An 11,827-nucleotide genomic window follows, 5' to 3' on the forward strand; every position below is an offset into this window, starting at 1 on the left:
AGAGGTAGTCCATGGCAACCGCCGCCAAGAAGGCTTCGGAATTCGTCTTCGAGTGGGAGGGACGCGACCGCAACGGCAAGCAGGTGCGCGGGGAGACGCGCGCGGCCGGAGAGAACCAGGTCATGACGACGCTGCGGCGCCAGGGCGTCATGCCGACCAAGGTCAAGAAGCGGCGCATGCGCTCGGGCTCCAAGATCAAGCCCAAGGACATCGCCCTCTTCACCCGCCAGCTGGCCACCATGATGAAGGCCGGCGTGCCGCTGCTGCAGGCGTTCGACATCGTCGGGCGCGGCAACGCCAATCCGAGCGTCACCAAGCTGCTGAACGACGTGCGGATGGACGTGGAGACCGGCACGTCGCTGTCCGCGGCGTTCCGCAAGTACCCGCTCTATTTCAATGCGCTGTACTGCAACCTCGTGGAAGCCGGCGAAGCCGCCGGTATCCTGGAGGCGCTGCTGGACCGGCTGGCGGTCTACATGGAAAAGACGGAGGGCATCAAGTCCAAGATCAAGTCCGCGCTGATGTACCCGATCTCGGTCGTGGTGGTGGCCTTCATCGTCGTCAGCGTGATCATGATCTTCGTCATCCCGGCGTTCAAGGAAGTGTTCACCTCCTTCGGCGCCGACCTGCCGGCCCCGACGCTGTTCGTCATCGGGCTGAGCGAGTTCTTCGTCGCCTACTGGTGGCTGATCTTCGGCGGCCTGGGCGGCGGCCTGTACTTCTTCTTCCAGGCGTGGAAGCGCAGCGAGAAGGTCCAGCAGTTCATGGACCGCCTGATGCTGAAGCTGCCGGTGTTCGGCGACCTGGTCTACAAGTCGGTCATCGCCCGCTGGACCCGCACCCTCTCGACCATGTTCGCCGCCGGCGTGCCGCTGGTGGAGGCGCTCGACTCGGTGGGCGGCGCCTCCGGCAACTCGGTCTACGCCACGGCGACCGAGCGCATCCAGGTGGAAGTCTCCACCGGCACCAGCCTGACGGCGGCGATGACGAACGCCGGGGTCTTTCCCACGATGGTGCTGCAGATGTGCGCCATCGGCGAGGAGTCGGGATCGCTCGACCACATGCTGGGCAAGGCCGCCGACTTCTACGAAGCGGAGGTCGACGACATGGTGGCCGGCCTGTCCAGCCTGATGGAGCCGATCATCATCGTGTTCCTGGGCGGCCTGATCGGCGGCATCGTGGTGTCGATGTACCTGCCGATCTTCAAGCTGGGCGCCGTCGTCTGATGCTGATCTCGCCGCTGATCGACGCCGCCCTCGCCGGTGTCCTGGGCCTGCTCGTGGGCAGCTTCCTCAACGTCGTCATCTACCGGCTACCGAAGATGATGGAGCGCCACTGGGCGGACGAGTGCGCGCAGATGCAAGGCACCGCCGCGCCGGAGGCGGAGCCGTTCAGCCTGGTGCGCCCGCGCTCGCACTGCCGCCAGTGCGGACACGCGATCCGCTGGTACGAGAACGTGCCCGTGGCGAGCTGGCTGGCGCTGCGCGGCAAGTGCTCCAGCTGCGGCTCGAGGATCGGCCTGCGCTATCCGGTGGTGGAACTCGCCACCGGCGCGCTGTTCTTCCTTGCCGTGCGGCAGTGGGGCGTGAGTCCGGCCGCGGCGGCGTGGTGCGGCTTTTCCGCCGCGATCGTCGCGCTGGCCATGATCGACTGGGACACGACCCTGCTGCCCGACGACATCACCTTGCCGCTCCTGTGGGCCGGCCTCATCATCGCCGCGCTCGGCTGGACCGGCGTGACCCTGCCCCAGGCGCTGTGGGGTGCGGTGGCCGGCTACCTGTCGCTGTGGACCGTGTACCAGGCATTCAAGCTGCTGACGGGCAAGGAAGGCATGGGCTACGGCGACTTCAAGCTGTTCGCCGCGCTCGGCGCGTGGTTCGGCTGGCAGGCGCTGGTGCCGATCATCCTGATGGCCTCGGTGATCGGCGCCGTGGTCGGCATCGCGATGAAGGTCTCGAGCAGCCTGCGCGAGGGCGGCTACGTGCCGTTCGGCCCCTTCCTGGCCGGCGCCGGGCTCACGGCGATGCTGTTCGGGCCCAACGCGATCCTCGCCGCCATCGGGCTCTGAAGGCGGCTCCGCGGAGACTGACCATGGTTGTGCGTGTCGGCCTCACGGGCGGCATCGGCAGCGGCAAGAGCACCGTGCTGCAGATGCTGGCGCAGCTCGGCGCCGCCGTGGTCGACGCCGACGCGATCTCGCGCGCCACCACGGCCGCCGGCGGCGCGGCGATCCCGGCGATCGCACGGCGGTTCGGCCCCGATTTCATCGGCGCGGACGGCGCACTGGACCGTGCGCGCATGCGCGAACACGCATACGCCGACCCGCAGGCCCGGCGCGACCTGGAGCAGATCATCCATCCGCTGGTGGGCGCGCAAAGCGCACGGCAGGTGGAGGCCGCGCTGGCGGCGGGCGTGCCTTGCATCGTGTTCGACATCCCGCTGCTGGTGGAGTCGGGCCGCTGGCGCGCACAGGTGGACCGGGTGCTGGTGGTGGACTGCTCGCCCGACACGCAGGTGCAGCGGGTGGTGGCACGCAGCGCGCTGGAGCCGGAGGCGGTGCGGGCCATCATGGCGGCCCAGGCCACCCGCGCGCAGCGCCTCGCGGCGGCCGACATCGTGATCTGCAACGACGGCATTTCGCTCGAGGAACTGCGTCACATGGTGGTACAGGCGGCGCACGGCTTCGGGCTATGATTGCGCGCGAACCGGAGCCCGGCCTCCGGCAGCCGGCCCCGCGGGGGCCGGTCGCCCCATCAACAGCCCGCCAAGCGTGATCCTTTACGAATATCCCTTCAACGAACGAATCCGCACCTACCTGCGGCTGGAGCACCTGTTCCGCCGCCTGGGCGAGCTGGTGCCGCGGACGCACCCGATCGACCACCATTACGCGCTCGCCACCATCTTCGAGGTGATGGACGTGGCGGCGCGCGCCGACCTGAAGTCCGACGTGATGAAGGACCTGGAGAAGCAGAAGCAGCTCCTCAACGGCTACCGCGGCAATCCGGCAATCGCGGAAGGCGTGCTCGACGAGGTGCTGGGCACGATCGACCGCTGCTTCGGCGCCGTCAACAGCCAGCCGGGCAAGGCTGGCCAGTCGCTCACCGAGAACGAGTGGCTGATGAGCGTGCGCAGCCGCATCGGCATTCCGGGCGGCACGTGCGAGTTCGACCTGCCCGCCTATTACGCCTGGCAGCACCGCGAGGCGGGCAAGCGCCAGGACGACCTCGAGCGCTGGGCCGGCACGCTGGCGCCGCTGGCCGAATCGATCGTGCTGCTGCTCAAGCTCCTGCGCGACTCGGGCACGCCGCAGAAGGTGATCGCGAGCAACGGGCAGTTGCAGCAAAGCCTGCCGCAGGGCCGCACCTTCCAGCTGCTGCGGCTGCGGCTCGATCCGGCGCTGAAGCTGATCCCCGAGATCAGCGGCAACCGCCTGATGGTCTCGGTGCGGCTGATGCGGCAGGAGGAAGCCGCGGACCGCCTGCACGCGAGCAACGACGACGCGCCATTCGAGCTGACGCTCTGTTCCTGAAAGATGGCTGCATCGCGCGATCCCGGTGCCGTCAAGCCGCGTCTGGTGCGCTGCCCCGCCTGCGGCGGCGACAGCGTGTACTCGCCGGCCAACCCCTACCGCCCGTTCTGCTCGGAACGCTGCAAGAACATGGACCTCGGCGCGTGGGCCAGCGAGAGCTTCCGGGTGCCGGAGGAGGCGCCGCCGGACGACCAGAATTTCGGCGATCCGAAGGTGCAATAGGCAGCCGGACAGCCGAACGCAGAAGCCGCAGAGGAAGCGCAAAAGCAGCAGAAAAGACAGCAAGAAATATGAATGGGGGATGCCTCCCATCATTTCATCTGGCTGTTCTTTTGCGGCTTCTGCGTAACCTCTGCGGCTTCTGCGTCCTGCAGTTGGGTTTTCAGGAGTGCGTAGCGCCCACGAAGCCGCGCTCGGCCGCGAACCACTCCAGCACGGGAATCGTCCCGGGCAGGACAGGCTGCACCGCCACCGGCAGCCGCTGCCATGCGAACGACTGGCCCTCGTGCATGTGCAGGTCGCCGCTCCACTCGTACACCTTGCAGAAGTTCAGCCGCACCAGCGCGTGCGGATAGTCCACCACCTGGGTGCGCCACGGGTGCACGGTCCCGATCGTGACGCCGATCTCCTCGATCAGTTCGCGCCGCAGCGCCTGCTCCACGGTCTCGCCGGACTCGACCTTGCCCCCAGGGAACTCCCAGTAGCCGGCGTAGACCTTGCCCGGCGGGCGCGACGTGAGCAGGAAATCTCCATCCGGACGGATCAGCACGCCGACGGCGACGGCGACTTCGGCCCGGTCGGGCCCGCCTTCGCGCGGGCGCTCCCCGTGCGCCACCAGCGGCCGGTCGCCCTGTGCGCTCACGCCGGACGGCGCCCGGCGTAGTCGCGCGCGAATTGGTACGCAACGCGCCCGCTGCGCGAGCCGCGCTCGAGCGCCCACACCAGCGCCTGCGGGCGTGCCGCCTCGATGTCGCGCGCGCTCACGCCGAACCACGACAGCCACTGGGCGGCGATCGCCAGGTATTCCTCCTGGCTGAAGGGATAGAAACTGACCCACAGGCCGAACCGCTCGGACAACGAGATCTTCTCCTCCACCACTTCGCCCGGATGGACCTCGCCGTCCTCCGTGTGCTTGTAGCTGAGGTTTTCCTTCATGTACTCGGGCAGCAGGTGGCGCCGGTTGCTGGTCGCATAGATCAGCACGTTGGGCGTCGCCGCCGCCACCGAGCCGTCGAGAATGGACTTCAGCGCCTTGTAGCCGGGCTCGCCCTCGTCGAAGCTCAGGTCGTCGCAGTAGACGATGAACTTCTCGGGCCGCGCGGCCACGACGTCGACGATGTCCGGCAGGTCGACCAGGTGCTCCTTGTCCACCTCGATCAGGCGCAGGCCGCGGGGCGCGTATTCGTTCAGGCAGGCCTTGATCAGCGACGACTTGCCGGTGCCGCGCGCGCCGGTGAGCAGCACGTTGTTGGCCGGCAGGCCGTCGACGAACTGCAGCGTGTTGCGCTGGATCTTCTCCTTCTGCGGCTCGATCTCCTTCAGGTCCGCCAGCCGGATGCCCGCGACGTGCCGCACCGGCTCCAGCACGCCGTGTCCGGAGGAGCGCTTGCGATAGCGCCACGCGGGCGACGCGTTCCAGTCCGGCGCGGTGAGGGGCTGCGGCAGGATGGACTCGATGCGCGCGATCAGCTGGTCCGCGCGGGCGATGAGTTGTTCGATGCTGTTGGTCACTGTCCCGGTACTTCTTCAGGAGCGGTAGTCCGCGTTGATGCTCACGTAGTCGTGGCTCAGGTCGCAGGTCCACACCGTGTCGGCCGCGCTGCCGCGGCCAAGCCCGATGCGAACGGTGATCTCGCTTTGCTTCATCACGCGCTGTCCGTCCTCTTCGCGATAGGCGGGGTTGCGGCCGCCCCGCGTGACGACGTGGACGTCGTCCAGGTGGAGTTCGATCTGCGCCTGGTCCAGGTCGGCGATGCCCGCATAGCCGACGGCAGCCAGGATCCGTCCCAGGTTCGGGTCGCTCGCGAAAAACGCGGTCTTCACCAGCGGCGAATGCGCGACGGCATAGGCGACCTGGCGGCACTCGGCGGCGTTTGCACCGCCTTCGACGCGCACGGTGATGAACTTCGTCGCACCTTCGCCGTCGCGCACGATCGCCTGGGCCAGCAGCCGCGCCACCTCCAGCATGCCGGCCTTGAGCGCCTGGCCGGCGGGGCTCGCGAGCGACGTGACGGGGGCATGAGCGGCCTGGTTGGTCGCGATGACGACGAACGAATCGTTGGTCGACGTGTCGCCATCCACGGTCACGCGGTTGAACGAGCCCTCGGCCAGTTCCAGCGCCAGTTGCTGCAGCACGGCGGCATCGACCTTCGCGTCGCAGGCGAGGAAGCCGAGCATCGTCGCCATGTTCGGCCGGATCATGCCGGCGCCCTTGCTGATGCCGGTGATGGTGACCGGCGCGCCGTCGACGGTGATGCGCCGGCTGAACGCCTTGGGCACGGTGTCGGTGGTCACGATGGTTTCGGCGGCGCGCAGCCAGTGATCCGGCCTGGCGTCGGCCAGCGCCGCATCGAGGCCGGCCTCGATGCGCTCCACCGGCAACTGCTCCATGATCACGCCGGTCGAGAACGGCAGCACCTGGTGCGCAGCGACGCCGAGCCGCCGCGCGACCGCCTCGCAGGTCGCGCGCGCGCGCTGCAGGCCGTCGGCGCCGGTGCCGGCATTGGCGTTGCCGGTGTTGATCACCATCGCGCGGATGGCGCCTTGCGCCAGGTGCTCGCGACACACCTGCACCGGCGCGGCGCAGAAGCGGTTCTGGGTGAAGACGCCGGCGACGGCGGCGCCGGGCTCCAGCACGATCACGGCGAGGTCTTTGCGGTTTGCTTTGCGGATGCCGGCCTCGGTGCTGCCGAGGCGAACCCCCGCGACCGGGTGGAGATCGCCGGCACGCGGCGCGGACAGGTTGACGGGCATGGGAGTGGGGGTCCGGGTCGAAAAAGGTGACTATTGTGGCGCAGGGCGTGCGATCAGCCCTGGCGCCATGGCAGGCCGCGGAAGCGCCAGCCGCCGCGGCGGCCGCGATGCCCTTGCTCGTCCGGGTCGCCCTCGAACCCTTCGAGCACGTTGTAGGCCTCGATGCCGAGTTCGGTGGCGCGCTTCGCGGCGGCGATGGACCGCACGCCGCTGCGGCACATCAGCACCGCCTTCTTGCCTGGCGGCACAGCCGCGCGCAGCGCCGCATCGAACTGCGCGTTCATCGCCATGCCAGGCCACTGCTTCCAGGCGATCGCCACCGCTCCCGGGACAAAGCCGACCCACTCCCGCTCGGCATCGCTGCGCACGTCGACCAGCACGGCATCGCCGCGGGTCCACCAGTCGCAGGCCAGTTGCGGCGTGACGTCGCCCGCATACCCCTGCTCGCCGCGCGGTTGCAGCCCGGTCTCGTGGCCGGCGTCGTGCCGCAGCCCGGAGCTCTGGTTGGCCGGCACCGCCTCGTCGATGCGCCTGGGCCTGGGCAGGTCCAGCGCCTGCATGGTCGCCTCGAACTGCGCCTGGCTCTTGCCCGCCACGCGCGAATTGGACTTCCTTTCCTGGCCGATGGTCGAATGGGTGCGGCCCTTGTAATCGTGGCCCGGCCACACCGTCGTGTCGTCCGGCAGCGTGAACAGCACCTGCGTGATGCTGCGGTACAGGTCGGCCGCGCTGCCCGACTGGAAGTCGGCGCGGCCGCAGCCGTCGATCAGCAGCGTGTCCCCGGTGAAGACATGCGCGCGCCAGAGGTAGCTCATGCTGCCCGCCGTGTGCCCCGGCGTGTGCAGCGCCTTGAGCGTCTCGCCGCCGAAGCGAAGGGTATCGCCGTCCTGGAGTTGCACCGCGGCCGTGCCGATGCCGCAGCCGGCGGGCGCCACCGTGCGCGCGCCCGTGTGCTCCGCCAGGAGACCGGCGCTGGTGATGTGGTCGGCATGCGCGTGCGTTTCGACCGACCACAGGAGCTCGAGCCCGTATTCGCGCAGGACTGCGAGGTCGCGCTCGAGTTGCTCGTCGACGGGGTCGATGATCAGCGCCTGGCGCGTGTCCTCGTCGAACAGCAGGTAGGTGTAGGTGCTGGAAGCCTGGTCGAACAGCTGGATGGGTGGCGGCATGGCGGGCTCCGGTAGGACTCCGGTGGGGATTCCGCAGTGTAGAACCGCGCGGCGCGCGATTGCTGCGGATGCGGACGCAAGCCTGACAGGTTCCTGAACCGTCCGTGTAAACCCTGTTCCACTCCCGCTGTCCAGGGCCAAAGATAGACGAGTAACTATTTCCTCTGAACCTATCCCAGGAGACACTCGAGATGAACGATCTGAAGACCACGCGCCGCCGCAGCCTGCTGAAGGGCGCCGCCCTCGCCGCGGGTGCCATGACCGCGCCCATGATTGCCAGCGCCCAGGGCGTCACGTCCCTGCGCTTCCAGAGCACCTGGCCGTCCAAGGACATCTTCCACGAGTACGCGCTCGACTTCGCCAAGAAGGTCAACGACATGACCGGCGGCGAGCTGAAGATCGAAGTGCTGCCCGCGGGCGCGGTGGTGCCGGCGTTCGGCTTGTTCGAGGCGGTTTCCAAGGGAACGCTCGACGGCGGCCACGGCGTGCTGGGCTACCACTACGGCAAGCAGAACGCGCTGGCCCTGTGGAATTCGGGTCCGGCCTTCGGCATGGACGCCAACATGCTGCTGGCCTGGCACAAGTACGGCGGCGGCAAGGAACTGCTGGACAAGCTCTATGCGTCGATCGGCGGCAACGTGACGACGTTCCTGTCGGGTCCCATGACGACGCAGCCGCTGGGCTGGTTCAAGAAGCCGATCACCAAGGTCGAGGACTTCAAGGGCCTGAAGTTCCGCACCAACGGTCTGGCGATCGACCTCTTCACCGCCATGGGTGCGGCGGTGAACGCTCTGCCGGGCGGCGAGATCGTCCCGGCCATGGACCGCGGCCTGCTCGACGGCGCCGAGTTCAACAACGCGACGTCGGATCGCGTGCTCGGCTTCCCGGACGTCTCCAAGGTGTGCATGCTGCAAAGCTACCACCAGAGCGCCGAGACGTTCGAGATCACGTTCAACAAGACGAAGTACGAAGCGCTGAACCCGAAGTTCAAGGCCATCATCGCCAACGCCGTGGAGGCGTCGTCCGCGGACGTGTCCTGGAAGGCGATCGACCGCTATTCCAAGGACTACATCGAGCTGCAGTCGAAGGACAAGGTCAAGTTCTACAAGACGCCTGACTCGATCCTGCAGGCGCAGCTGAAGCTGTGGGACGCGATCCTCGAGAAGAAGTCGGCGGAGAACCCGCTGTTCAAGGAAATCGTCGCGTCGCAGCGGGCTTTCGCCGCGCGCGCCGTGAAGTGGGACCAGGACACCAACATCAGCCGTCGCATGGCCGTCAACCACTTCTTCGGAGCCAAGCCAGCCGGCGCCAAGAAGGCTTGACGTCGTTCCGGATCAACGCAGCCATCCGGACGCGCGTCCGGATGGCTGTTTTTTTCGCCCAGGCACCACAGCTATGCAGAAACTGCTCCTGACGATCGACAAGGTGAGCACCTTCGTCGGTCAATTCTTCTCCTGGTTGATCGTCGCGCTCACGCTGATGATCTCCTGGGAGGTGTTCTCCCGCTACATGCTGGACAACCCGCATCCCTGGGCCTTCGACGTGATGATCATGATGTACGGCACCTTGTTCATGATGGCGGGCGCCTACACGCTGTCCAAGGCCGGCCACGTCCGCGGCGACGTGCTCTACGGGTTCTTCGAGCCCCGCACCCAGGCGACCATCGACCTGATCCTCTACATCGTGTTCTTCCTGCCCGGCGTCTTCGCGCTGACCTATGCCGGCTACTTCTACGCCGCCGAGTCCTGGGCGGTGAACGAGCATTCCAACGTCACCGCGGAAGGACCGCCGATCTACCCGTTCAAGACGATGCTGCCGCTGGCCGGCGCCTTCCTGCTGGCGCAGGGCATCGTCGAGATCATCCGCTGCGTGATCTGCATCAAGCAGGGCGAATGGCCGTCGCGGATCCAGGACGTGGAGGAAGTCGACGTCGGCAAGCTCAAGGAAATGGTCCACGTGAAGGACGAGGACATCGCGAAGCTCGACCAGTTCGTGTCGCCGCAGGGGAGCACGAAATGAGGATCCGCAAGGAACTGTGGTTCGGCTTCAGCCTGATGGCGATCATCCTGGCGTTCGTCATCGTCTACACGCCCTGGAGCGGCTTCATCGACGGACACCTGGACCGCGCGGACCTGGGCGCGCTCGGGCTCCTGATGCTCGCGCTGATCGTCGTCGCCATCATGCTGGGATTCCCCACGGCTTTCACGCTGATGGGCATGGGCGTGTTCTTCGGCTGGCTCGCTTACCGGAGCGTCAATCCCGAACTCGCCAACCAGCAGATCCTCGACCTGATGGTACAGCGCGCGTATTCGGTCATGTCCAACGACGTGCTGATCGCGGTGCCGCTGTTCGTGTTCATGGGCTACCTCGTCGAGCGCGCCAACCTGATCGAGATGCTGTTCAAGAGCCTGCATCTCTCCATGGCCCGGCTGCCGGGCGCGCTGGCCGTGGCGACCATCGTCACCTGCGCGATCTTCGCCACCGCCACCGGCATCGTCGGGGCCGTGGTGACGCTGATGGGCCTGCTGGCCCTGCCGGCGATGCTGCGTGCCGGCTACAACGTGAAGCTCGCGGCCGGTTCGATCACGGCCGGCGGCTGCCTGGGCATCCTGATTCCTCCGTCGGTGCTGCTGATCGTCTACGGTGCGACCGCCGGCGTGTCGGTGGTCAAGCTGTATGCGGGCGCGTTCTTTCCCGGCCTCATGCTGGCAGCCCTGTACGTCGGTTACGTCATCGTGCTGGCCAAGTGGAAACCGCATCTGGCGCCGCCGCTCTCGGAGGCCGAGCGGCGCGTGACGCTGCCCCCCCTGTCGCAGACGCTGAGCGCGCGCGGGCGCAACGCGCTCGCCGGCCTGTGGGGTGGCCTGCGCGATCCGGCCCTGCCCCGGCGCCAGGTCGCGAGCCAGCTCTTCGTTTCGCTGCTGCCGGCCATCGCCATCACCGTCCTGCTCGTGACCATGTACGGCGCCGCGACGGCGCCCAAGGCGGCGGTGGACACGACCGGGCTGGAACAGTCTGGCGGGTCGTTCAGTTCCTTGTCGGAGGCGAGCGAGCCGGAGAGCGCGCCGGAGCCGACGGAGGAAGGCGGCCTCCAGGAGCCGCCGCAGGAAGGCGCGGGCCTGCAGGAGCCGCCCACGGAAGGCGGCGATCTGAAGGAGCCGCCGGCAGCTGCGGAGCCGGCTCCGGCCGCCGCACCCGCCGCCGCGTCCGAGACTGCCGCCGCCGAGCCGCAGGCCGCTGCTGCCGAGCGCGAGCCGGCGCCCACCTGGTTCTGGATCACACTCGCCGTTGGACTGCTGGGCCTCGCGCTCGTCAGCTGGCTGATGGACTGGCAGCGGCTGGAAATCTTCAAGATGCTGCTGGCATCGTTCTTCCCGCTCGCCGTGATGATCATGGCAGTGCTGGGCTCGATCGTGTTCGGCCTGGCGACGCCCACGGAAGCCGCGGCCGTCGGCGCGCTCGGCGGCCTGCTGCTCGCCGGCGCCTACCGGTACCTCGCGATCCGGCGCGCCGCGCCGGGTGGCGCCGTGGTCGCCGAGACCCTGAAGGACCTGGGCGGGATCATCAAGGAGTCCTCCTTCCTGACGGCCAAGACGAGCGCCATGGTCTGCTGGCTGTTCGTCGGATCCTCGATCTTCTCGGCATCGTTCGCGCTGCTGGGCGGCCAGGACATCGTCGAACGCTGGGTGCTGTCGCTCGGACTGACGCCGTTCCAGTTCATGCTGCTGGCGCAGTTCATCATCTTCATCCTGGGATGGCCGCTGGAGTGGACCGAGATCATCGTGATCTTCATGCCGATCTTCATCCCCCTGCTGCCCAAGTTCGGCGTGGACCCGCTGTTCTTCGGTCTGCTGGTCGCCCTGAACCTGCAGACCGCGTTCCTGTCACCGCCGGTGGCGATGGCGGCCTTCTACCTGAAAGGCGTTTCGCCGCCGCACGTGACCCTGAACCAGATCTTCCTGGGAATGCTGCCGTTCATGGGCATCCAGGTCATCGCGCTGATCCTGCTGTACATGTTCCCGGCGATCGGCCTCTGGCTGCCGGAATTGCTGTACAAATAGTCCGCCGGCGGGGCGAAAAAGGGCGCCGGGCGCCCTTTTTCATTCTGGGCGAAACCCGGTAAGATTGACGTTTACGTAAACGTCAAGTCAGCTCG

Annotated in this window: 12 protein-coding genes and 1 pseudogene; 8 read left to right on the plus strand and 5 right to left on the minus strand. The window is 67.6% G+C overall.

Annotation, left to right across the window (positions count from 1 at the left end):
- Nucleotides 1-11 precede the first annotated feature (11 nt).
- The 5 genes from RAMLITH_RS10295 (at nucleotide 12) to RAMLITH_RS10315 (ending at nucleotide 3,751) form a co-directional block, all read left to right on the plus strand.
- Complete coding sequence (locus RAMLITH_RS10295; protein WP_168107320.1) at nucleotides 12-1,226, plus strand: type II secretion system F family protein; 1,215 nt, start codon at nucleotides 12-14, stop codon at nucleotides 1,224-1,226.
- Nucleotides 1,226-2,068, plus strand: coding sequence for a prepilin peptidase (locus RAMLITH_RS10300; RefSeq protein ID WP_168107321.1), 843 nt, complete (start codon nucleotides 1,226-1,228; stop codon nucleotides 2,066-2,068). Before RAMLITH_RS10295 ends, RAMLITH_RS10300 begins: the two co-directional genes overlap by 1 nt.
- A gap of 23 nt (nucleotides 2,069-2,091) precedes the next feature.
- Nucleotides 2,092-2,694, plus strand: coding sequence for a dephospho-CoA kinase (gene coaE, locus RAMLITH_RS10305; protein ID WP_168107322.1), 603 nt, complete (start codon nucleotides 2,092-2,094; stop codon nucleotides 2,692-2,694).
- 76 nt (nucleotides 2,695-2,770) lie between these two features.
- Nucleotides 2,771-3,529: a cell division protein ZapD gene (zapD, locus tag RAMLITH_RS10310; protein WP_168107323.1), complete on the plus strand. Its 759-nt coding sequence runs from the start codon at nucleotides 2,771-2,773 to the stop codon at nucleotides 3,527-3,529.
- Between the two features lie 3 nt (nucleotides 3,530-3,532).
- Nucleotides 3,533-3,751: a DNA gyrase inhibitor YacG gene (locus RAMLITH_RS10315; RefSeq protein ID WP_168107324.1), complete on the plus strand. Its 219-nt coding sequence runs from the start codon at nucleotides 3,533-3,535 to the stop codon at nucleotides 3,749-3,751.
- 160 nt (nucleotides 3,752-3,911) lie between these two features.
- Here RAMLITH_RS10315 and RAMLITH_RS10320 read toward each other — a convergent pair whose 3' ends face one another.
- The 5 genes and pseudogenes from RAMLITH_RS10320 to RAMLITH_RS25735 all read right to left on the minus strand — a co-directional run.
- Nucleotides 3,912-4,391 (minus strand): NUDIX domain-containing protein, encoded by a 480-nt coding sequence (locus tag RAMLITH_RS10320; RefSeq protein WP_168107325.1) that lies wholly within the window; start codon nucleotides 4,389-4,391, stop codon nucleotides 3,912-3,914.
- Nucleotides 4,388-5,260, minus strand: coding sequence for a DUF815 domain-containing protein (locus RAMLITH_RS10325; RefSeq protein WP_168107326.1), 873 nt, complete (start codon nucleotides 5,258-5,260; stop codon nucleotides 4,388-4,390). Before RAMLITH_RS10325 ends, RAMLITH_RS10320 begins: the two co-directional genes overlap by 4 nt.
- 15 nt (nucleotides 5,261-5,275) lie before the next feature.
- Nucleotides 5,276-6,502: a bifunctional glutamate N-acetyltransferase/amino-acid acetyltransferase ArgJ gene (gene argJ, locus RAMLITH_RS10330; RefSeq protein WP_168107327.1), complete on the minus strand. Its 1,227-nt coding sequence runs from the start codon at nucleotides 6,500-6,502 to the stop codon at nucleotides 5,276-5,278.
- Nucleotides 6,503-6,555: 53 nt separating this feature from the next.
- A complete protein-coding gene (locus tag RAMLITH_RS25730) occupies nucleotides 6,556-6,963 on the minus strand; it encodes a rhodanese-like domain-containing protein (RefSeq protein WP_420376904.1) in 408 nt (135 codons plus the stop codon).
- 24 nt (nucleotides 6,964-6,987) lie between these two features.
- A pseudogene (locus tag RAMLITH_RS25735) lies at nucleotides 6,988-7,671 on the minus strand (MBL fold metallo-hydrolase); the annotation flags it as partial.
- Between the two features lie 191 nt (nucleotides 7,672-7,862).
- Between RAMLITH_RS25735 and RAMLITH_RS10340 the strand changes: the two are divergent.
- The 3 genes from RAMLITH_RS10340 to RAMLITH_RS10350 all read left to right on the plus strand — a co-directional run bounded on the left by RAMLITH_RS10340 (nucleotide 7,863) and on the right by RAMLITH_RS10350 (nucleotide 11,732).
- The gene (locus RAMLITH_RS10340) at nucleotides 7,863-8,993 is read left to right on the plus strand and encodes a TRAP transporter substrate-binding protein (RefSeq protein ID WP_168107329.1); all 1,131 of its coding nucleotides are present in this window, start codon (nucleotides 7,863-7,865) and stop codon (nucleotides 8,991-8,993) included.
- Nucleotides 8,994-9,066: 73 nt separating this feature from the next.
- Nucleotides 9,067-9,690 carry a TRAP transporter small permease subunit gene (locus RAMLITH_RS10345; protein WP_168107330.1) on the plus strand — a complete coding sequence of 208 codons (624 nt, stop codon included), beginning with the start codon at nucleotides 9,067-9,069 and terminating at the stop codon, nucleotides 9,688-9,690.
- A complete protein-coding gene (locus RAMLITH_RS10350; protein WP_181956346.1) occupies nucleotides 9,687-11,732 on the plus strand; it encodes a TRAP transporter large permease in 2,046 nt (681 codons plus the stop codon). The genes RAMLITH_RS10345 and RAMLITH_RS10350 overlap by 4 nt, the downstream gene beginning before the upstream one ends.
- Nucleotides 11,733-11,827: the final 95 nt, after the last annotated feature.

Origin of the sequence: Ramlibacter lithotrophicus (genome assembly GCF_012184415.1) — a bacterium.
Lineage (GTDB): Bacteria > Pseudomonadota > Gammaproteobacteria > Burkholderiales > Burkholderiaceae_C > Ramlibacter > Ramlibacter lithotrophicus.